This window comes from Enterococcus gilvus ATCC BAA-350 (assembly GCF_000407545.1).
GTDB classification, from domain to species: domain Bacteria; phylum Bacillota; class Bacilli; order Lactobacillales; family Enterococcaceae; genus Enterococcus_A; species Enterococcus_A gilvus.
The window spans coordinates 30,604-51,886 of record NZ_ASWH01000001.1 but is presented as its reverse complement, the minus strand read 5'-3'; the positions used below and the strand labels follow the sequence as shown (position 1 = coordinate 51,886).

Genomic DNA, 21,283 nt, shown 5'->3' with positions numbered 1-21,283 from the left:
TTTCATTTTCCACCCATTTACTCAGCTTTAAGAATTTGACGCATTTCTTCTAACGCTTCTTCTTTTCCAATTCCTGAAATAAAAGGAACGCCATTGACTTTAGGTGCATTCAACTCCGTGGATACCGGTGTCATCAATAGATACATATCTGGTTTCATCGTACTTAACACAGTTTTTAATTCTGTCGCCCGCCGTTTGTTTAATTTAACTTTGATGCCTAATTCCTTTGCCAATTTTTTTACTTCATTTTCTCCTGCCGTCGATGTCGCAAACCCTGCCCCGCACACCACTACTACGATTTTTTCTTCAGCCATTTTTAAAACCCCTTTCTTTGATTACCAGCCTCTTTTTTGTTCACGTTTTGCAAATTCTTGGTGCATGATCGCTTCAATTTCTTTTGTTGTTTCCGCAGCCAATAATGCATTGACCACCTCTGAATCTTGAATGATCTCCATCACATCTTTGATCATATGCAAATGTTCATCATTCAGACTAGCCGCCAGCATAAAGACGACTCGGACATCTAATAAACACGTTGGATCTTCCATACTTGAGAACTTCACACTGTTTCGCAGAACGGCCACACCAATACCTGGTTTATATACCTGTGAACGTTCACTGTGGGGAATAGCAATCGGTACGGGCATCGTCGGAACACCTGTCGGAAACTCTTTTTCCCTTTCCAGTACAGAAGCTCCATAACAAGGCTCGACCATCCCATATTTAGCCATCTCAGCAGCCAGCAAATGAATCAATTGATCCCGATCTGTTTCCTCAGAAATCAATCCGTGAATGTCATTTTTACTAAAGATCTGATTTTCAGTAGTTGTTTTATCCAAACCGTACACCTCCTTTTTTACCTGAAAAACAGCTTTTGACTATGGAATGATGACTCCTTTGATCATTTTTCCAGCACGCATGTCCGCAAATCCTTGGGCCAAGTCTTTCAATTCATAGTTGTGCGTAATAAATTTTTTGGAATCCAATTGCTTGTTCAATACTAGATTAAGCGCCTTCCGATTGATCTCCGGCGAATAAGCAGAGGCTCCATATACCATGATCTCCTTGTAATGAATCGCATTTGTATCTAACAGCTTTGCACTAGATGGATGAATCCCGCCAAACAATATGACTTTCCCCCGTTTGCGTGCCAGATCCACCGCATCTGCTTGTGCTTGCCCTGCTGGACAGGCACTGATAACAACGTCCGCTCCCTTTCCATCTGTTTTTTCTAAAACAAGTTCTTTTAATTTAGGATCTGAACTGCTCATGTTGAGAACATTATCAAATCCTTGACTCCTAGCAAGCTCCGCCTTGTCACTATTCATTTCTACAATCACGACCTCTTTGACGCCGCGTATCTTCGCGATTTCACTGTGTAAACAACCGATTGTTCCAGCGCCAATGACCACAACCAAATCATCCATCACGATGTTTGTGTTGATCTGCGCGCATAAAACCGACGAGGCCGTCTCAGCAATGACCGTATCAATAGGATCGATATCTTTAGGAATAGCATTAAAACAGCCATGATCAATAATTTCTTTTGGAAATGCGATGTATTCTGCAAAACCGCCGGCGATCCCTTCTGCTGTTCCGATCATTCGAATGTTGTCGCATAAATTTTGAATGCCATTTTTACAATACCAACACTCTCCGCAGACAATTACAGGCGCAATAGAAAGCCTGGTCCCTTCCGGAAAGCGATCATACTGGCTTTCAATAACCTCCGCTACAATCTCATGCCCCGAGATCGCAGGTAAAATCGAATTTTTGGACCCTCCACCGTATGTCCGTAAATCAGAACCACAAATTCCACAACCGATCACTTTCACTTTGATGCCATCGGACGGACACGAAGGTTCTTCGACATCCTCATATCGAACGTCATCCGGTCCGTATAACACTTCTGCTTTCATTTGATCACTCCTTTTTATTCTTCACTTTATTACCTAGCAAGAACTATGCCAAAAGTATGCAATAAAGCGTTTGTCCGCAACTAAGAAAGCGCTACCAATGATTTTTAGTAATTTTTTGCTGTCTATCTTGGCAAGAATGAACAAAAAAAAGACTTCATTTTTGTTTGTTCATTCTTGCGACGCAAAAAAAGCCACAGAGAAAATTCTCCATGACTTTAAGAAACTATTGGTTAATCAGCCCAACGCTACATCTAAAATCATCATGATTATGAACCCTGACATTGCACCGAATACACCATAATGATGTTTACTATCCGTCGTCGCCTGTGCTTCAGGAATCAGCTCCTCTACGACAACATAGATCATCGCCCCCGCCGCAAAGGATAACGCATAAGGTAACAGCGGCTCGACGCTTGTTACTAAAAGCGCCCCGATCACCGCCGCGATCGGCTCGACAAGACCGGATGCTTGCCCATAAAGGAAAGACCGTGTGCGGCTCAAGCCTTCCTGCCTCAAAGGAATAGATACGGCCGCGCCTTCTGGAAAGTTTTGAATCCCGATCCCTAATGAGACGGAGATCGCTGCTAGAACAGCGGCTGTTGGATTGGCTGCCTCGCTTGCGGCTCCGAAAGCAACTCCCACAGCTAAACCTTCTGGAATATTGTGCAGAGTGATGGAAAACACGAGCAAGATCGTCCGCTTTAAATGACTCGGCAACCCTTCTTTTTCTTTGTTTGGCCCAAAATGCATATGGGGAATCGTTTTATCCGCGAGATATAAGAAAAAACCGCCCAAGCCAAACCCTAGACTAACGACTAACCAGGGGATCGATCCATTCTCTTCTGCGGCCACGATAGCCGGATCTAGCAGCGACCAGAAACTCGCTGCGATCATCACGCCAGAAGCAAAGCCCAGCATCAAATTTAATACATTCCGATTAATATTTTTAAAGAAGAACACCAGCGCTGCTCCCAATGCGGTCATTCCCCACGTGAACAATGTCCCTACTAATGCCTGTTGCCAAGCATCTAAGCTTAATAGCCACTCAATCATAACGGCCTCCTCATTTGATTCCTCTTTGATGCCTATCCCACATTCCTACAGCAAGCAGGAACACCTATTTCCTGCCTTGCCATGAAAACGTTTATTCCCATTAACCATATCATGTTTTAGGCAACCCTGTAAACGTCTTTCGGAGACACATTCTTTGCCGGTTCTTTTAAGACGCGTTATACTTTTTGGGTAGGAAACTTACGAAAAGAAAGCGAGTGAATAAAATGTCAAAAATCAACGCAGGCGTTGCTATGGTCAATGTTTTAGAAGCTTGGGAAATTGATCATATCTACGGAATTCCCGGTGGATCATTCAACTCAACAATGGACGCTCTTTATCACGAACGCGAAACGGTTAAGTATATCCAAGTACGTCATGAAGAAGCGGGTGCTCTTGCCGCAGCAGCAGATGCTAAGTTAACAGGGAAAGTCGGTGCCGTCTTCGGGTCTGCGGGACCAGGTGCTAGTCACTTGATCAATGGCTTGTATGACGCGCAAATGGATCATGTCCCAGTTTTGGCTCTGTTAGGACAGGTTGCCTCTACTTCTATGAACTATGATGCTTTCCAAGAATTAAATGAAAACCCCATGTTCGCCGATGTCAGTGTCTATAACCGGACCGTTATGACGCCGGAAAGCTTGCCTCATGTCATTGATGAAGCAATCAAAGCCGCTTACAAAAATAAAGGTGTGGCTGTTGTCACGATTCCTGTAGACTACGGGTTTGAAGACATCGAAGACACAAAAGTTGCCACTGCGAAAAATCATAAAACAGGTGTCATCCTTCCTGATGAGGAAGACTTGAAGGCCGCATTGCCAGCAATCGAAGCAGCAAAACAGCCTGTTCTTTACATTGGACAAGGCGTGCGCGGCGGCTTTGATGCCATCAAAGCCTTCTCTGAACATTTTTCAATGCCGGTCGCAGCGGCTGTTTTAGCAAAAGGGATCGTCCCAGATTTATATGAAAACTTTTTAGGTTTTGCGGCACGTGTGGCAACCAAACCGGCCAATGAAGCGTTGGCGGATGCCGATTTGATCGTCTTTGTCGGCAGTGATTTCCCATTTGGACGCTACTTCTTCAACCCAGAAGCGAAGTTTATCCAAGTCGATATCGATGCTTCTAAATTCGGTCGTCGCCACAATGTGGATTATTCTGTTTTAGGTGACGGTGCGACGGCCCTTCGCCGCTGGGTAGAACTTGGCGAAGCACGTCCAGCAGATGACTGGTTCAAAGCAAATCAAGAAAATATCCGCAACTGGCACGCTTGGCGCAAGAGCTTCTATGATGACGACTCTACCCCATTACGCGCAGAGCCTGTTTTTAAAGAAATCAATCGCATCGCCGAAGAGGATGCGGTCTTCGTTAGTGATGTAGGGAATGTCACGGTGAATACGATCCGTCACTTGGAAATGAACGGCGAACAGCAATACACGACCTCTGGCTGGTTTGCTACAATGGGAAATGGGGTTCCAGGAGGAATCGCCGCTCAATTGACCTATCCAGACAAACAAGTCTTTACCTTCAGCGGTGACGGCGGATTTGCGATGCAAATGCAAGACATCATCACTCAAGTAAAATATGAGCTGCCGATCATCAACGTAGTCTTTTCAAACAATGCCTTTGGCTTCATTGAAGCCGAGCAAGAAGATACAGAGCAGCAAAAATTTGGTGTCTTCCTAGAAGGGGCTGATTTCGGGAAAGTCGGTGAAGCAATGGGCGCAGATGGCTTTACGATCACTGAGTACAGCCAGCTAGAGCCTGCATTCACAGCGGCGAAAGCAAGCAAACGGCCCGTCGTGATCGATATCAAGATCAAAGACGAACGTCCATTGCCAGTCGAAGCTCTAGAATTAGAACACGAAAAATTCTCAGCAGAACAAATCACAGCTTTCAAAGAAAAATATCACGTTCACGACATGCCGACCTTGCGTGAACTCTTGAAATAGAGCAAAAAGGATGTGCCAAAAATTTGGGCACATCCTTTTTTACATTCTACGAATCGTTTGTTTTGCTTCTATTTCCAATTGCTTCGTCAATTCATCTGCCGGTAACTCTTGATTCACCAACGCCTGCAAGACCATCGGCAAGTTGACTCCTGTCACCAAATACTGCCGCGAATCATTGATCACACAATAGCTGGCGTAACGAAATGGCGTGCCGCCGAACATATCTACAAGCCAAACGAGCTCATCCACTTCATCCAAGAACGTTTTGGCAAACGCCTCGATCTTCTCTTGCAGACCAGTGGCGCCCGGTTCTATATTCATCGTTTTCACACCCTGTTGTTCGCCCAAAATAGATTCAGCCGTTTTTAACAGGCTGTCCGCTAAATGGTCGTGGGTCGCGATAATTATCCCGATCATACTGACACATCCCTTCATTGCCAAGTCTATCCTATTTTAAATCCCAAGTAAATTCTTAACGGTTGACTTGAAACTTCAGATGTTCCCCGATATAATGCAAAGAGGCCTTGCGCCAATACTGATAAAGCGAGGAAAATCATTGATTACAGTAAATGACGTTAGTTTACAGTTTCCTGACCGTAAATTATTTGACGACGTAAATATTAAATTCACTCCCGGCAATTGCTACGGGTTGATCGGAGCCAATGGTGCCGGCAAATCAACCTTTCTTAAGATTTTAGCAGGCGATATCCAGCCTTCTACCGGCTCTATTACTTTAGGACCCAATGAACGAATGGCTGTGTTAAAGCAAAATCATTTTGACTTTGAAGAGTACACGGTTCTTGAAACAGTCATCATGGGCCACGAACGCTTATACCAAGTCATGCAGGAAAAAGACGCCGTTTATATGAAGGAAGATTTTTCTGATGAAGACGGTATTCGTGCAGCAGAACTGGAAGGGGAATTCGCTGAACTTGACGGCTGGGAAGCAGAGCCTGAAGCAGCTGTCCTACTGCAAGGATTGAATATCCCTGAAGACTTGCATCAATTAAAAATGAGCGAATTAACGGCTGGCCAAAAAGTAAAAGTCTTGCTAGCACAATCCCTTTTCGGCAAACCAGATGTTCTATTACTAGATGAACCAACGAATGGGCTGGATATCCAATCCATCAACTGGTTGGAAGAATTCCTGATCAACTTTGATAATACCGTGATCGTTGTCTCCCATGACCGTCACTTCTTGAACAAAGTATGTACACACATGGCGGACCTAGATTTCGGCAAGATCAAATTGTATGTCGGAAACTACGACTTTTGGTTGGAATCAAGCCAATTAGCAACAAAATTACAGTCGCAGCAAAATGCGAAAAAAGAAGAACAAATCAAGGAATTGCAAGACTTTATCGCACGATTCAGTGCCAATGCATCCAAGTCTAAACAAGCGACTTCACGGAAGAAAATGTTGGACAAGATCACATTAGACGACATTCAGCCTTCGTCACGTCGTTACCCATTCGTACAATTCAAACCTGAACGAGAAATCGGGAATGACTTATTGCAAGTCGATAATGTCAGTGTGACGATCGATGGCAAAAAAATTCTAGACAACATCTCTTTCACGTTGAACCGTGACGATAAAGTGGCCTTTGTCGCTGAGAATGACTTAATAACTACTACGCTATTTAAAGTCATCATGGGGGATCTCACACCCGACACAGGGTCTGTGCGTTGGGGTGTAACGACCAGCCAAGCCTACTTGCCGAAAGACACGACAAAAGAATTTGACAGCACGATGCCGATTCTTGATTGGCTGCGTCAATATGCCAGCAAAGAAGAAGATGACAACACCTTCCTGCGCAGCTTCTTAGGTCGGATGCTGTTTTCTGGAGATGAAGTGATGAAGCCCGTGAATGTTTTATCCGGGGGCGAAAAAGTTCGCTGCATGCTTTCAAAACTGATGCTCTCTAAATCAAACGTCTTAGTCTTAGATGATCCAACTAATCACTTAGATTTGGAATCTATCTCTGCATTGAATGATGGGTTGATTGCGTATAAAGGCTCGCTTTTATTCGCCTCTCATGACCACCAATTCATTCAAACGATCGCCAATCGCATCATTGCGATTTCTGAAAATGGGGTCGTTGACCGTGCAGAAACGACGTACGATGAATTCTTAGAAAATCCAGAAGTTCAAAAACAATTGAGCCAATTGTACTAAGAAAAATCCAGACACCAAAAAAGCATTCGCGAAACTTTCGCGGATGCTTTTTGCTTCTTCTGACAGCTTAGATAAATTGAACTAATTCCATCAAGATCGGCACAACGACTACGAATAAGATCGTACTTGTTGTAACTAAGTTGGTGGCATATTTAACGTCGCCGTGGGCTTCATTTGCTAAGATCGGCAATACTGCCAGCATTGGAGTCGCAGATTGTACGACCAATGTTTGTTTCAATAATGGCGCTAAGTTTGCACCGAAGAAATTTGAGCCGATCGCAATCAAGGCAATCAACACAGCCGGTGCTAAAACGAACCGTCCTAATAGAGCAACAACCGTATCCCGGTCGAATCGAATACTCTTCAATCCAGCATCATACAAAACGATACCAATATAAAGCAGGGACAGCGGGGTTACGATGCTTCCGACATACCCAAGGGTGGCATTGATGAATCCGGGCACAGGGATGCCAATTAATAAGAAGACGATCGCTACAATAAATCCTAATAAAGGTGGCGGCAATAATTTCTTCCAGTTTAATTTGGCTTTGTTTTCGCCCTTGACCTTCGTTGGGTCATCGTTTGAGATCAAGAATACTCCAAATGCCCAAGTGGAGACGGTGTTCGTCACGTAATACACCAAGAAGTAAGGCAACGCTTTTTCACCGAACAAGGCAATGTTCAATGGCAAGCCGATGAAGATCGTGTTTGCGTTGACGACCGCATTCATAAATATCCCGCGACGCCCTGGACGGATCTTCAATATTTTGACCAAAGCATAGGCCAAAATATAAGAAATAATCACTGCTCCAACCGGATAGATCAAACTACCCGATAATTGGAACAAGCTTTCTTTCGTTAAGTTCTTTAACACAGATACAAAGATCGAAGCTGGCAACGCCACGCGTGTGATCAAAGATGAAATACTTTTACCAAAGCTTTCATCAAACCAGCCTTGCCTTTTTAATATATAGCCTAAAGCAATCATAAGAATGATGCTTAATACACTTTGAATCGATTGAAAGAAAATCATCTTTTTTCCTCCTCTTAATCAACATCAAGCGGTTGGTATTCTGGATACCATTTCATATCTTCTACGGCTTGTTTGATGTCTTTGATTTCTTCTTTATTCAATTTTTGATCAACGACGCTTTTCACTACGACTTCAGCGATCGTTTGAGAAAATTCAGTTAATTTAGACACAGGCGGCAATACGGCTGCACCTGGTTTGCTCGTATCAACGATCCCGCCTAATGCGTGGCTGGCTTGTGAGAGCATCTCACCATTTACGCGTGTCGCAGTAGAAGCAATGATCCCAAGTCCTAAGCCTGGATACATCAGCGCATTATTTGCTTGACCGATTTGGTACGTCACACCATTGTATTTCACATCATCAGCCGGAATCCCAGTTCCGATCAAGGCTTTTCCATCGGTCCATTTTATCAAGTCTTCCGCAGTTGCTTCTGCTAATTTCGTCGGGTTAGACAATGGGAAAATAATAGGACGATCGGTATTCGCCGCGATTTCTCGTACGATTTCTTCTGTAAAGGCACCTGGTTGAGTAGATGTACCAATGATAATTGTTGGGTGGATCGCTTTGACCGCCGCTGTAAGATTGGTTAATTCCTCCGCATTTGAAAATTCACTGCGTTGACGAACAAATGCTTTTTGTCCTTCTGTCAGCTCTTCCGTATCTTCAAAAAGCACCCCTTGTTTATCTACCATATAGAAGTGTTTCCGTGCTTCTTCTTCTGATAACCCTTGACGTTTCATTTCATCCATCAATTGGTTCGCGATCCCAACGCCTGCAGTACCCGCACCAAAAGTCATCACCGTTTGTTTGGTCAACTCTTCTTGAGAAATGTTTAAAGCACCTAAGACACCTGCTAGAACAACGATCCCAGTTCCTTGAATATCGTCATTGAACGTAGTGATTTTGTCTTGATATTTCTCTAAAATCGTGGCTGCATTGGACCGACCAAAGTCTTCCCAGTGCAACAAGACTTCTGGAAACAGTTCTTCGACGGCTGCTACGAATTGATCGATCACTTCGTAGTACGTGTCACCATACACACGTTCATGTTTATTTCCTAAATATAATGGATCACTCAATAATTCTTGATTGTTCGTACCGGCATCGATCGAGACAGGTAATACTTGCGAAGGATTGATGCCAGCAGCTGCGGTGTACACCATCAGCTTACCAATGGCGATATCGACACCATTCACGCCCCAGTCGCCGATTCCTAAAATTCCTTCTGCGTCAGTGACAACGATCAATCGAATGTCACGTCCAGCAGCAGCATTCTTCAAGCTCTCTTTGATGCTTTCTGGGTCATCAATGGAGATAAATGCGGCATTTTGCGGTTCAACGAACAACTCATTGTACTGTTCGATCGAATCCGCTACCGTTGGGTCATAAACGATCGGCATGAATTCAACGACGTGCTGCCCCATCAACTTATAAAACAGCGTCCGGTTCGTGTTGAAGATTTCCATTAAGAATAGGCGCTTTTCCAAGTTCGTTGTTTTGCTTTGGTATTGACCATAGGTTTGTTCTGCCTGTTCGTCTAATGTCTGAACCTTTGATGGCAGCATCCCAGTCAACCCGTATTGCTTCCGTTCTTCTTTGGTAAATGCGGTTCCTTTATTTAAAAATGGATTGTTTAAAATTTCAATGCCTGTCATAGTGTACTCCTCCTTATTGATTACAGTTAGGACGATACACGCTTTTACAGTCTATAGTCAAAACAAAAGCTTGGGATAAATTTTACTTATATGATACGCTGTTTTCACAAAAGGAGATTGTTATGAACTTTAAAGACCTAGAATATTTTCAACGCTTAGTCCGTGAAAAGAACTTTACAAAAGTGGCGAATGCCTTTCACGTTAGTCAACCTACCATCACCTATGCGGTAAAACGATTAGAAGAAGAGCTGGGCACAGAATTGGTTTATCGGGATCAATCCCACAAACAATTGATCATTACGCAGTCCGGGCTCATTCTTTCTCGCCATATCTCAAACATTTTAAAAGAAGTCACGATCGCAGTTACTGAAATCGATCGCTTAAAAGAAGAAACTTTGGATTTTGGCCTACCGCCGATCATCGGAAACTTTTACTTTCCAAAGCTGTCTTCTTACCTTTTTAAGAATAACCTGATGAGTCATATTCATCTGGTGGACGGCGGCTCTCGAGACCTGTATGGTCTTTTACGTCGGGGAAAGATCGATCTCGCTTTACTTGGCTCCACCCAACCGATTCGTGACGATGATTTGACTAGTGAGATTTTGATCGAAAAGAAATTTATGATCGTCGTCAGTCCAAATCACCCTCTGGCACAACGTAAAGAAGTCGCCTTTTCAGAACTAAAGGATGAACCCTTCGTTCTCCTGAATGAACATTACGTCCATCCGACCGCCTTCAAAAAAATGGCGCAACAGGCGCATTTTGATCCTCAAATCATTTATCAAAATAGTAATTTGAACATTTTAAAAGGAATGATCCGTGAACAGATCGGCATTGGTTTCTTAGCAGAATTGGCTATTTCACCCGACGATCATTTAGTCATGATCCCTATCACCGATCAGCCGCAGCCGTCATTTATCATCTCGCTTGTCCAACGAGAGCAAGTGTTGAATTCAACACTACGGGGACAATTAATTGACTTGATCCGCGACTTCAGCCATCAAAATAGCGAATAAAAAGACGTCCCAAACTCAATTTGCGAGTTTGGGACGTCTATTGTCTACAATCTGAGAAAATCCAATAGCTTTTCTCTTGTTTATTGCTTTCGTTTTTCACCTCGTGTAAAAACAGCAATGCATCCTAGACCTGTATGACTAGCGATCGTCGTTCCTAGAGGAAAAATCTGCACTTCTTTTGGTTGGATACGTTCTTCCAAATGACGCTTCACTTCCTCAGCACCTTCTTGATCCCCACTAGTCGTAATGAAAATCGTTTGATTTGCTGGATCAGCTGTCGCTTCGCCGATTTTGTCAGCCACTAGCTGCAAGGCTTTTTTACGGCCTCGTACCTTTTCAACATTTTGCAATTTGCCCGCAACATCCACGGTAATGATCGGCTTGATATTCATCAATCCTCCGATCGCAGCACTTGTCTTAGAGATACGTCCACCCCGTTGCAAATGATGCAAATCATCGACCGTTACCCAGTGATGATACGTTAATTTATTCTCTTCTAACCACTGATGCAATTCGGTTAAAGGCATTCCTGCTTGCTGCTTTTTTGCTGCTTCATAGACCATTAGTCCTTCACCGCCGCTAGCAGCAAGGGAATCTACGACATACACTTCAGCCGCTGGCAGCTCCTCTTTTAAAAGTGCGACGGCTTGCATCGCGCTTTGATAGGACCCGCTCATACCTGAAGAGAAACAAATATACAAAATTGGGATATTTTTTTCTGCATAGCTGCGGAAAAACTCTACATAACGTCCAACATTTACTTGTGATGTTGTTGGCATCGCGCCATCTTTGATTTGTTGATAAAAATCATCGATTTTAAAACTGCGACCCAAGTCATCAGCGAATTCCTTGCCATCTATTGAAACATACATCGAAATAAAATCAACATTGTTCTCATCCAGTATTTCATAAGGCACATCGCAACATGAATCTGTCAGAATCTGATACATTTTAAAATCCTCCAAACACCCACTTAGTAGTAAATCTATTTTACTCGATAATTGGTTGCTTGTCTCACAATATGTTAGATTTGTGCCCAGACACTTTCCAGAATGTTTGTTTGTGTCCGATCGGGACCTACAGAGAAGGTAGAGATGCGAACACCGACAAGTTCAGAGATACGGCGAACGTAATTCCGCGCATTTTCTGGTAAGTCTGCTAAATCACGACAACCAGTGATATCTTCACTCCAGCCAGGCAATTCTTCATAGACAGGTTTGCAGCGATTTAATTCTTTTAAGCTTGCTGGGTAATGATAGATCAATTCGCCATCTAACTCATATGCCGTACAGATTTTGACAGTTTCTAAACCGCTCAATACATCGATGGAGTTCAAAGATAGATTCGTGATCCCTGAAACGCGTTTTGAATGACGCATCACTACAGAATCAAACCAGCCAACACGACGCGGACGCCCAGTTGTTGTTCCGTATTCACGACCGACTTCTCGAATTTGATCGCCCACTTCATCAGAAAGTTCGGTTGGGAAAGGACCATCACCCACACGAGACGTATAGGCTTTGCAGACACCTACTACTTTGTCGATCTTCGCAGGCCCCACACCGCTGCCGATCGTTACGCCGCCAGCAACTGGGTTCGATGAGGTCACGAATGGGTACGTCCCTTGATCAATATCCAGCATAACGCCTTGCGCGCCTTCAAACAATACACGTTTTCCTTGATCCAAAGCATCGTTTAGAATAACGGAAGTATCCGTCACATATTGTTTGATTTGTTGTCCGTACTCGTAATATTCTTCAAAAATATCATCAAAACTCATCGCTTCATCGTCAAACATTTTAACGAATTGGCGATTCTTTTCTTCTAAATTGATTTTCAAACGTTCTTCGAAAATTTCTTTATCCAATAAATCAGCCACACGAATACCTACACGGGCTGCTTTATCCATGTAGGCTGGTCCGATCCCTTTGATCGTCGTACCGATTTTATTTTCACCTTTTGCGTCTTCTTGCAATTGATCCAATTTGATGTGGTACGGCAAAATCACATGCGCACGATCCGAAATACGCAGATTATCCGTCGTGATCCCACGTTCGTGTAAATAAGCCAATTCTGTTACTAATGATTTCGGATTAACGACTACGCCATTTCCGATGACACTTGTTTTTTCTTTATAGAAAATCCCAGAAGGAATCAAGTGCAATTTATATGTTTCATTGTCAAATTTGATTGTATGACCGGCATTGTCCCCACCTTGGTAACGAGCAATGACCTCTGCATTCTCACTTAAAAAATCCGTGATCTTTCCTTTACCTTCATCGCCCCACTGCGTCCCTACAACTACTACAGATGACATCTGAACACCTCATTTAATTTTATTTAATCCTGAATCATTGTATCAAGAATAAACCTATACTTCAATGAAAATTCGAATATTAGAATATAAAGATTATAAAAACAGGCGAAATCACGAACATTATTTTTCAATATTCGTAAAAATGATTTAAATTTCGGATATCCCTTCTTTTACCGCCTGGTTCGAGTTAGACGCAGACGGGATCACGCTTTCGGTTTAGACTGCGAAATTTCCAACAAAAAAAGCGCAAGGTTTAAACTTGCGCTAAAAGTCTTCTCTGGGCGATAAGGAAGAAAATTTATTGTATTGCTTGATAAAGAGCAGCTCAACAGTCCCTCGAGCCCCGCTCCGATTCTTTTCAATGATTACTTCGATCACATTTCGATTTGCTGCAGATTCTTCGTCTTCCTCGCCTTCACGATCATAATAGTCATCACGATACAAGAAAGCCACGATATCCGCATCCTGCTCGATAGATCCTGATTCACGGATGTCACTCAGTACCGGACGCTTATCCTGACGCTGTTCAACACCACGAGAAAGCTGAGACAAGGCAATAATCGGTACTTTCAGCTCTTTTGCCAGCTTCTTCAACTGACGTGAGATCTCGGATACTTCTTGTTGTCGATTCTCACGCCCTGTTCCTTCGATCAATTGCAGGTAATCGATCAGAATCAAGCCAAGGTTTCCTTTTTCTTTGGCTAGCTTGTGACACTTCGCTCGAATCTCAGAAACTTTGATTCCGGGAGTATCATCAATAAAGATATTGGCGCGAGATAGACTCCCCATTGCAACGATCAAGTTTTGCCATTCTTCTTCTGATAATTGTCCTGTTCGCAGATGACTCGCTTCAATAGACCCTTCCGCGCACAACATCCGATTGACAAGTGACTCTGCACCCATTTCCAAACTAAATATCGCAACTGCTTTATCTGTCTTCGTGCCTACATTTTGGGCGATGTTCAAAGCAAAGGCTGTTTTACCAACCGCCGGACGCGCTGCTAAGATGATTAATTCCTCCGACTGTAATCCAGCAGTCATTTTATCTAACGCAGCATAGCCCGTAGGCAAGCCCGTAATTTCTTCATCATTTCTCGCTAATTGATCAATATTTTCAATCGCGGTATTCAACACCTCACTGATGGTCAAAAAACCGCTCTTATTGCGTCGCTCTGATACTTCCATGATATTCCGTTCGGCAGCATCTAAAATCGTTTGTACGTCGTCTCCTTGCTCGAAACCCTCGGTCACGATATTCGTAGCCGTTTGAATCAAATTCCGCAAGAGAGATTTCTCTTCTACGATCTTCGCATAATAGCCTACATTGGCTGCCGTTGGAACGCTTAAAGCCAATTCAGATAAGTAACTTAAACCACCCGCATCTTCCAGCTGATTTTGTTGTTCTAGTAATTCTTTCACCGTTACTACATCGATCGCTTCGTTGCGGTCGTTTAGTTGAATCATTGCACGGAAAATCAATTGATGACCGCGACGGTAAAAGTCTTCTGGAACTATGTACTCCATAGCCGTAATCAACGCATCTGTCTCCAAAAAAATAGAGCCTAGCGTCGCTTGTTCGGCTTCAATACTTTGTGGCGGCACACGATCTTGTAACATTTCGCTCATGTTTGTTTACGCTCCTCTTCGTCCATCTATTTTACAAAATCTATCCACTAAATACAACAAAGAGTATAAGGAATTCTCTTACTTTCAAGAATCCTCATACTCCTCTTGTCATTATTCTTTTCGAATGATTTATTCTTCTACCACATGGACTTTAATTATTCCTTCTACTTCTGTGTGTAGTTTGACAGGAACGTTCGTATAGCCTAGTGTACGGATTGGATTTTCTAGCTCAATTTTGCGCTTATCAATTTTCAGATCATACTGTTTCTTTAAGCCTTCCGCAATTTGCTTCGAAGGAATCGAACCAAACAATCGTCCATCTTCGCCGCCCTTGGCTTTGATTTCGACAACCGTCTCTTCCTTTGCTAAAAAGTCCGCCAATTCTTTTGCTTCTGCTAATACTTCTGCAGCTTTTTTATCTTGCGCTTTCTTTTGTCCGCTTAGTTCTGAGATACTACTTTTTGTAGCCTCTTTCGCTAGATGATTTTTTAGTAAATAATTTTGTGCGTATCCTGTTGGGACTTCCTTAACGTCACCTTTTTTTCCTTTACCTTTAACATCTTGTAAAAAAATTACTTTCATTCTTCTGTCCCCTCCGTTAACTGTTTATTGATTGCTTCGAGCAATTGTTCTTTTGCTTCAGCAATACTGCTATCCTTCAATTGAGTAGCGGCATTTGTAAAATGGCCGCCACCACCCAATGCTTCCATCACAATCTGGACATTAATCGTCCCAGAGCTGCGTGCACTGATCGCGATTACCCCATCTGTACGTTTGATAATGACAAAGGCTGCATTGATATCCACCATCGACAATAATGTATCCGCAGTCTTGGCTGCTGTTACGCTATCGTACTCTTGGGTATCTGTCCCTGTAGCAACTACGATGTCATCCCTAACATAGTCACTCTCACCTACCAGCTTACTGATTTCCAGGTAAGACTGAATATCTGTACTCAATAAATATTGTACTAAAGAAGCATCCGCTCCACAAGTCTTTAAATAACTAGCGACATCGAATGTTCGAGCCGTGGTCCGTACTGCAAAATTTTTCGTATCGACTGTAATTCCAGCAAGCAGCAAAGTAGCTGTCATCTTGCTCATTTTTTGTCGTTCATTGCTTTCAAATTGAATCAACTCTGTTACCAGTTCTGAAGCGGAGGATGCAGAAGATTCAATATACGTTAATAATGATTTCTCAGGAAATTCTTCTCCCCTTCGATGATGATCAATAATAACAATATTTTCAAACTGCTCATATAATTCCTGGTCAATGGATAACGAAGGTCGATGATAGTCTACCATCACTAACAGGTCGCCTGGCTTCCGCTGCTTCTTAGCCATTTCGGGTGAAATCAACAAATCTTCTAAATCCCCGTTTTGATGAATCTCTTCCAAACAACGTTCTACATCAGGAATCGTCTCTTCTTCGTTGATTACAATTTGAACGTTCTTATCATGGTATCGGGCTAAACAGGCAACACCAAACGCCGAACCAATGGCATCCATATCGGGAAAACGATGCCCCATAACGAAAACATTGCCCGTTTGATTGAACACATTCTTCAAGGCCGTTGACATGGCACGAGAACGTACCCTTGTTCTTTTCGCCGCACTCGCTGAATTTCCGCCATAGAAGACAGGTTTATTTCCCTCACCAGCATTTTTAACAACTACCTGATCCCCGCCTCGCACTAGGGCAATATCCAGATTGTTTTGCGCTTCATCGCCAATGACCTCTAGAGACTCCGTTCCATAACTGATTCCCATACTAACAGTAATCAGCATCTCTTGCTTCTCTGCTGAAACACGAATATGCTCTAACAAATTGAAATTATTCTCAATCATCCTTTCCAGATCATCGTACCTAGCGAAAAGAAAGAAACGCTCCGCATTCACACGCTTATAGAAAATCTGATAGGAGTCCATCCAGTCAGAAATAATTGTTGTAATAAAGGAATTCAAATTTGAAATCTCCTTATCATCTCGACGATCTATCACATCATCATAATTATCGACAGAAAGAATCCCCACAACTGCTTGTTGTTGCTTTTCTTTATTCTCTAATGCGTATTCCTTCGTTATATCAATCAAATAAACGACACGCTTCTCATGATTCAAATCAAAATGATAGAGGATATCACCTATTTTGTAGATACTTTTTCCCTTTTCAGCTCGTTGCAGCAGTTCATTGACCATGTCCTGCTGATCCTCTTTTGTCAGATCCTGTACACTTTTTGTTATCGCTGGGTTTGTCCAAATAAACGTATTATTTTCATCCCAGGTAATGATCCCTACTGGCATATCCTCGGACACATAGTCCAACGCTTCTTGGGCACGATGTGAAGCATATTGAATTTTTTGCTGATTGCTGATTTCAATACGATTTCTCAAAAAGACCGTATAAATCCATAACAAAAGGTCAATTAATATAACAATCACTGCTGTCAAAATAGTAAATGGCAACAAAAAGATCGCTGCTAATTGAATCAATAATAAACAGAGGAAGAAAAAAGACCATTTTATTTGAGGTTTATTTTTCATTTATACCCTCCTATTTTAATCACGCTTGTTTAACTACTAACAAGCATGTTTCAAGTAAAACAAGTTAATTGTCCAACAGTGTAATTCTATCACAATCTCCTCTAGCAAGCGACTTTCTTGAATGTTTCACGTGAAACAAAAAAAAAGAGACTTCAAAAATGAAGTCTCTTTTAAAATTACATTTTATTCTTCAGAAACGAATGCTAATAAGCCCATAATACGAGCGCGTTTGATAGCGATCGTTAATTTACGTTGGTTTTTAGCACTTGTTCCAGTTACACGACGAGGTAAAATTTTACCACGTTCGCTAATGAAACGTTTTAGTAATTCAATATCTTTATAATCGATGTACTCGATATGATTTGCAGCAATATAGTCTACTTTACGACGTTTGCGACCTCTTCTTTGTTGTGCCATTCCGTTTCCCTCCTATTCAATTGTTAGAATGGTAAATCATCATCTGAAATGTCGATTGAGGACCCACTGAATGGATCTGAATCTCGATCGAAGTCAGGCATAGTGTTCTTAGCTGACTGAGAGGATTGATCATAGTTGTTGTTGTTAAAATTATTTGACCCGCCTTGGAAATTGTCATTAGAATTGCTTGGATTCTGTTGACGTTGTTCACTCGCATTGCGAGATTCCAATAATTGGAAGTTTTCAGCAACAACCTCAGTCACATAGACACGTTGTCCTTGCTGATTTTCATAATTTCTTGTTTGGATGCGTCCCGTAACCCCTAAAAGAGTTCCTTTACGCGCGTAATTAGCTAAAGTTTCAGCAGATTTCCGCCAAATCACACAATTGATAAAGTCCGCTTCGCGATTCCCGCTTTGATTCGTAAAATTACGATTCACCGCTAAGGTAAACGTTGCAACTCCAGTACCATTTGCTGTATAGCGTAAATCAGGATCCTTTGTTAAACGACCAACTAATACAACATTATTAATCAAAGTAAAGCCAGCTCCCTTCTCGTCAATTGTTTCACGTGAAACAATTATTCTTCAATCTTAACGATCATGTGACGAATAATATCGTCATTGATTTTTGCAAGACGATCGAATTCGTTAACTGCACTAGCTGTTGTTGGTGCAGTTGCATTGACGATATGGTAGATACCTTCACGGAATCCGTTCATTTCGTATGCGAAACGGCGTTTTTCCCAATCTTTTGAATCGATAATTTCTGCACCATTATCTTTCAAGATTGTGTCGAAACGTTCTACTAAAGCAGTTTTTGCTTCTTCATCAATGTTCGGACGAATGATGTATGTGATTTCATACTTCGTATTTTGACTCATTGATTTTCACCTCCCTATGGACTATAAGGCTCTTAAATTTTTAAGAGCAAGGAGAGCGATCTAAATTTTATCTAGACTACTCACAAATAATCATTATACATAATCGTCCTACAAAAATCAATTGTTTATTTACTTTAAGTTACGAAAAAAGACTGGGATTGCTCCCAGCCTTTAAAACTTTTTTTATTCTTCAGCATCTTTTGTTGATTCATCCGAAGTTTCAACCGTTTCATTTGTTTCGGTCTCTTCAAGTTCTTCATCTTCTTTATCAACGATTGCCATGGTCACGACTTTCGTATTTTCTTCCATCTTCATCAATCGAACGCCTAAAGTAGCGCGACCTGTTTGCGAAACACCCCCGACATTGAAGCGAATAATGACACCTTTGTCAGTAATCAATAAGATGTCTTCATCACCATTCACAACAGTCAATCCGGCAAGTGGACCGTTTTTATCTTTGACATTCGCAGTCTTGATACCTTTACCACCACGGCCTTTAATTGGGTATTCTGAAGCTTTGGTTCGTTTACCATAACCTTTTTCAGTAAGAACTAAGACCTCTTGATCCTCTTTCAATACTGCTGAACCAATCACATAATCTTCATCACGTAAGCGAATTCCGCGGACACCGCTAGCGGTTCTTCCCATATCACGAACGGCTTTTTCTTTAAACGTTACAGAATAGCCATCATGCGTCCCGATGATGATGGTTTCATCACCTTCCGTAGACATTACATTGACCAACTCATCGCCTTCACGTAAGCCAATTGCGATCAATCCATTGGCACGAATGTTTGAGAAGGCTGTTACAGTTGTTCGCTTGACTGTTCCTTTTCTCGTTACGAAGAATAGGAAATGGCCGTCTTCTGCTTGCCCATTAACCGAGATCACTGCTTGAATCGTTTCACTTGAATCGATCCCTAATAAATTGATAATAGGAATTCCCTTAGCCGTGCGTCCGTATTCAGGAACTTCATACCCTTTTGCCCGATAGACACGACCACTGTTTGTAAAGAACAGCAACGTATCGTGCGTGGAGCAGGAAATCAATGTCTTCACAAAGTCATCATTATGGATCCCCATTCCTTGAACGCCGCGTCCACCGCGGCGTTGTGCTCGGAATTCCGTTGATGCGACCCGTTTGATATAGCCGTTGTTCGTCAAAGTAATGACAACATCTTCTTCTTCAATCAAGTCTTCGTCTTCAAGGCTCAAGACCTCGCCCACTAGCAGCTCTGTTCGACGAGCATCGCCATATTTTCCAGCAATCTCTGCTAATTCCGTACGGATGATTTCTTCCACACGCTCAGGACGCGCTAGAATGTCTTCTAAGTCGCTGATCGTCTTCAACAGCTCTTGGTACTCATTTTCTATTTTCTCGCGTTCTAAGCCCGTTAAACGGCGTAAACGCATATCTAAAATTGCTTGCGCTTGACGATCAGATAATTCAAAGCGCTCAATCAACGTGGCTTTTGCGATATCATCCGAAGCGGAGTTGCGGATCGTAGCAATGATCTCATCGATATGATCCAATGCGATACGCAGACCTTCTAAGATATGTGCCCGTGCTTCGGCTTTTTTCTTATCAAAGATCGTCCGGCGAGTAATCACATTTTTTTGATGCTCGATATAGTTTTCTAGAATTTGTTTCAAGTTTAATATTTTTGGTACGCCTTTTTCGATTGCTAGCATATTAAAGCTAAACGACGTTTGCAGAGAAGTCATCTTATATAAGTTATTCAAAATGACTGAGGCACTAACGTCACGGCGAACCTCGATAACAATACGCATACCTTCGCGAGAAGATTCGTCCCGCAGATCAGTGATTCCTTCGATTCGTTTATCCCGGTGTAATTCAGAAATACGTTCAATAAGCTTCGCTTTGTTGACCATATAAGGCAATTCGGTAACCAGGATTCGTTCTTTCCCGTTCTTTTGTTCTTCAATCTCAATTTTTGCCCGTACGGTAATTGAACCCTTCCCTGTTTCATACGCTCGACGAATACCGGATTTCCCCATGACTAACCCGCCAGTTGGGAAGTCTGGTCCTGGAATGCAGTCCATTAATTCCTGCGTTGTTGCCTCAGGATTTTCCATCAATAGTTCGATTCCAGCTGTAACCTCTCTCAAGTTGTGAGGCGGAATATTCGTCGCCATGCCGACGGCGATCCCAGTTGCCCCGTTGACTAGTAGATTAGGGAATCTTGCTGGTAACACCACAGGTTCCTGCTCACTGTCATCATAGTTTCCTTGAAAATCAACAGTATCTTTGTTAATATCCCGCAACATTTCCATTGCGATCTTACTTAAACGCGCTTCGGTATAACGCATCGCCGCAGCACCATCACCATCAACAGAACCAAAGTTTCCGTGACCATCTACTAACATATTGCGATAGCTGAAGGACTGAGCCATCCGAACCATCGATTCATAAATGGCACTGTCTCCGTGAGGATGGTATTTCCCCATGACATCCCCAACAATACGGGCTGATTTTTTGTGAGGCTTGTCTGGTGTCACTCCTAGTTCATTCATTCCGTATAAAATCCGACGATGAACGGGTTTTAAGCCATCCCGAACATCTGGTAAAGCACGTGCTACAATAACGCTCATCGCGTAATCAATGAAGGAGTCTTTCATTTCACTGGTTAGATTGACGGCTTGTATATTCTCTCTTCGATCTTCCAAATCGATCCTCC

Annotated in this window: 19 protein-coding genes; 3 read left to right on the top strand and 16 right to left on the bottom strand. The window is 42.5% G+C overall.

Annotation, left to right across the window (positions count from 1 at the left end):
• Positions 1 to 17: 17 nt before the first annotated feature.
• The 4 genes from I592_RS00240 to I592_RS00225 all read right to left on the bottom strand — a co-directional run bounded on the left by I592_RS00240 (position 18) and on the right by I592_RS00225 (position 2,972).
• Positions 18 to 314 (bottom strand): PTS sugar transporter subunit IIB, encoded by a 297-nt coding sequence (locus I592_RS00240; RefSeq protein WP_010782243.1) that lies wholly within the window; start codon positions 312 to 314, stop codon positions 18 to 20.
• 21 nt (positions 315 to 335) lie between these two features.
• Positions 336 to 848, bottom strand: coding sequence for a PTS sugar transporter subunit IIA (locus tag I592_RS00235; RefSeq protein WP_425268415.1), 513 nt, complete (start codon positions 846 to 848; stop codon positions 336 to 338).
• A 30-nt stretch (positions 849 to 878) separates the two neighbouring features.
• On the bottom strand, positions 879 to 1,919 hold the full coding sequence (locus I592_RS00230; RefSeq protein ID WP_010782245.1) for a zinc-binding dehydrogenase: 1,041 nt from the start codon (positions 1,917 to 1,919) through the stop codon (positions 879 to 881).
• A gap of 234 nt (positions 1,920 to 2,153) precedes the next feature.
• Positions 2,154 to 2,972, bottom strand: coding sequence for a ZIP family metal transporter (locus tag I592_RS00225; protein ID WP_010782246.1), 819 nt, complete (start codon positions 2,970 to 2,972; stop codon positions 2,154 to 2,156).
• A gap of 224 nt (positions 2,973 to 3,196) precedes the next feature.
• Between I592_RS00225 and spxB the strand changes: the two genes are divergently transcribed.
• Complete coding sequence (spxB, locus tag I592_RS00220) at positions 3,197 to 4,918, top strand: pyruvate oxidase (protein WP_010782247.1); 1,722 nt, start codon at positions 3,197 to 3,199, stop codon at positions 4,916 to 4,918.
• Positions 4,919 to 4,957: 39 nt separating this feature from the next.
• On the opposite strand, the gene I592_RS00215 is transcribed toward spxB, so the two are convergent.
• Entirely contained in the window at positions 4,958 to 5,335 is a 378-nt protein-coding gene (locus I592_RS00215; RefSeq protein WP_240318362.1) for a PTS sugar transporter subunit IIA, read from the bottom strand.
• A 139-nt stretch (positions 5,336 to 5,474) separates the two neighbouring features.
• On the opposite strand from I592_RS00215, the gene I592_RS00210 reads away from it, so the two are divergent.
• Positions 5,475 to 7,094: an ABC-F family ATP-binding cassette domain-containing protein gene (locus tag I592_RS00210; protein ID WP_010782249.1), complete on the top strand. Its 1,620-nt coding sequence runs from the start codon at positions 5,475 to 5,477 to the stop codon at positions 7,092 to 7,094.
• Positions 7,095 to 7,161: 67 nt separating this feature from the next.
• Here the strand turns inward: I592_RS00210 and I592_RS00205 are convergent, their stop codons facing one another.
• Together I592_RS00205 and I592_RS00200 are read right to left on the bottom strand one after the other, a co-directional pair.
• Positions 7,162 to 8,127 carry an AEC family transporter gene (locus tag I592_RS00205; RefSeq protein WP_010782250.1) on the bottom strand — a complete coding sequence of 322 codons (966 nt, stop codon included), beginning with the start codon at positions 8,125 to 8,127 and terminating at the stop codon, positions 7,162 to 7,164.
• A 14-nt stretch (positions 8,128 to 8,141) separates the two neighbouring features.
• Positions 8,142 to 9,782 carry a malolactic enzyme gene (locus tag I592_RS00200; protein WP_010782251.1) on the bottom strand — a complete coding sequence of 547 codons (1,641 nt, stop codon included), beginning with the start codon at positions 9,780 to 9,782 and terminating at the stop codon, positions 8,142 to 8,144.
• Between the two features lie 122 nt (positions 9,783 to 9,904).
• Here I592_RS00200 and I592_RS00195 point away from each other — a divergent pair, with 122 nt between their 5' ends.
• Positions 9,905 to 10,798 carry a LysR family transcriptional regulator gene (locus I592_RS00195; RefSeq protein ID WP_010782252.1) on the top strand — a complete coding sequence of 298 codons (894 nt, stop codon included), beginning with the start codon at positions 9,905 to 9,907 and terminating at the stop codon, positions 10,796 to 10,798.
• 80 nt (positions 10,799 to 10,878) lie between these two features.
• Here the strand turns inward: I592_RS00195 and I592_RS00190 are convergent, their stop codons facing one another.
• The 9 genes from I592_RS00190 to gyrA all read right to left on the bottom strand — a co-directional run bounded on the left by I592_RS00190 (position 10,879) and on the right by gyrA (position 21,272).
• The gene (locus tag I592_RS00190; RefSeq protein WP_010782253.1) at positions 10,879 to 11,748 is read right to left on the bottom strand and encodes a DegV family protein; all 870 of its coding nucleotides are present in this window, start codon (positions 11,746 to 11,748) and stop codon (positions 10,879 to 10,881) included.
• Between the two features lie 74 nt (positions 11,749 to 11,822).
• Positions 11,823 to 13,115, bottom strand: coding sequence for an adenylosuccinate synthase (locus I592_RS00185; RefSeq protein WP_010782254.1), 1,293 nt, complete (start codon positions 13,113 to 13,115; stop codon positions 11,823 to 11,825).
• 264 nt (positions 13,116 to 13,379) lie between these two features.
• Positions 13,380 to 14,741, bottom strand: a complete 1,362-nt coding sequence (gene dnaB, locus I592_RS00180; protein WP_010782255.1) for a replicative DNA helicase — start codon at positions 14,739 to 14,741, stop codon at positions 13,380 to 13,382.
• Between the two features lie 129 nt (positions 14,742 to 14,870).
• A complete protein-coding gene (gene rplI, locus I592_RS00175; RefSeq protein ID WP_010782256.1) occupies positions 14,871 to 15,323 on the bottom strand; it encodes a 50S ribosomal protein L9 in 453 nt (150 codons plus the stop codon).
• Positions 15,320 to 17,284, bottom strand: coding sequence for a DHH family phosphoesterase (locus tag I592_RS00170; protein ID WP_010782257.1), 1,965 nt, complete (start codon positions 17,282 to 17,284; stop codon positions 15,320 to 15,322). Before I592_RS00170 ends, rplI begins: the two co-directional genes overlap by 4 nt.
• Positions 17,285 to 17,467: 183 nt before the next feature.
• Positions 17,468 to 17,701 (bottom strand): 30S ribosomal protein S18, encoded by a 234-nt coding sequence (rpsR, locus tag I592_RS00165; protein WP_010742563.1) that lies wholly within the window; start codon positions 17,699 to 17,701, stop codon positions 17,468 to 17,470.
• 23 nt (positions 17,702 to 17,724) lie between these two features.
• On the bottom strand, positions 17,725 to 18,237 hold the full coding sequence (gene ssb, locus I592_RS00160; protein WP_010782258.1) for a single-stranded DNA-binding protein: 513 nt from the start codon (positions 18,235 to 18,237) through the stop codon (positions 17,725 to 17,727).
• A 44-nt stretch (positions 18,238 to 18,281) separates the two neighbouring features.
• Positions 18,282 to 18,584, bottom strand: coding sequence for a 30S ribosomal protein S6 (gene rpsF / locus I592_RS00155; RefSeq protein ID WP_010742561.1), 303 nt, complete (start codon positions 18,582 to 18,584; stop codon positions 18,282 to 18,284).
• Between the two features lie 183 nt (positions 18,585 to 18,767).
• Complete coding sequence (gyrA, locus tag I592_RS00150; RefSeq protein WP_010782259.1) at positions 18,768 to 21,272, bottom strand: DNA gyrase subunit A; 2,505 nt, start codon at positions 21,270 to 21,272, stop codon at positions 18,768 to 18,770.
• Positions 21,273 to 21,283 lie beyond the last annotated feature (11 nt).

Excerpts from the sequence above, each read along its gene's own strand:
- I592_RS00240 (WP_010782243.1), bottom strand. The coding sequence starts at position 314 with ATGGCTGAAGAAAAAATCGTAGTAGTGGTGTGCGGGGCAGGGTTTGCG.
- I592_RS00230 (WP_010782245.1), bottom strand. The coding sequence starts at position 1,919 with ATGAAAGCAGAAGTGTTATACGGACCGGATGACGTTCGATATGAGGAT.
- I592_RS00225 (WP_010782246.1), bottom strand. The coding sequence starts at position 2,972 with ATGATTGAGTGGCTATTAAGCTTAGATGCTTGGCAACAGGCATTAGTA.
- spxB (WP_010782247.1), top strand. The coding sequence starts at position 3,197 with ATGTCAAAAATCAACGCAGGCGTTGCTATGGTCAATGTTTTAGAAGCT.
- I592_RS00215 (WP_240318362.1), bottom strand. The coding sequence starts at position 5,335 with ATGATCGGGATAATTATCGCGACCCACGACCATTTAGCGGACAGCCTG.
- I592_RS00205 (WP_010782250.1), bottom strand. The coding sequence starts at position 8,127 with ATGATTTTCTTTCAATCGATTCAAAGTGTATTAAGCATCATTCTTATG.
- I592_RS00200 (WP_010782251.1), bottom strand. The coding sequence starts at position 9,782 with ATGACAGGCATTGAAATTTTAAACAATCCATTTTTAAATAAAGGAACC.
- I592_RS00195 (WP_010782252.1), top strand. The coding sequence starts at position 9,905 with ATGAACTTTAAAGACCTAGAATATTTTCAACGCTTAGTCCGTGAAAAG.
- I592_RS00190 (WP_010782253.1), bottom strand. The coding sequence starts at position 11,748 with ATGTATCAGATTCTGACAGATTCATGTTGCGATGTGCCTTATGAAATA.
- I592_RS00185 (WP_010782254.1), bottom strand. The coding sequence starts at position 13,115 with ATGTCATCTGTAGTAGTTGTAGGGACGCAGTGGGGCGATGAAGGTAAA.
- dnaB (WP_010782255.1), bottom strand. The coding sequence starts at position 14,741 with ATGAGCGAAATGTTACAAGATCGTGTGCCGCCACAAAGTATTGAAGCC.
- rplI (WP_010782256.1), bottom strand. The coding sequence starts at position 15,323 with ATGAAAGTAATTTTTTTACAAGATGTTAAAGGTAAAGGAAAAAAAGGT.
- I592_RS00170 (WP_010782257.1), bottom strand. The coding sequence starts at position 17,284 with ATGAAAAATAAACCTCAAATAAAATGGTCTTTTTTCTTCCTCTGTTTA.
- rpsR (WP_010742563.1), bottom strand. The coding sequence starts at position 17,701 with ATGGCACAACAAAGAAGAGGTCGCAAACGTCGTAAAGTAGACTATATT.
- rpsF (WP_010742561.1), bottom strand. The coding sequence starts at position 18,584 with ATGAGTCAAAATACGAAGTATGAAATCACATACATCATTCGTCCGAAC.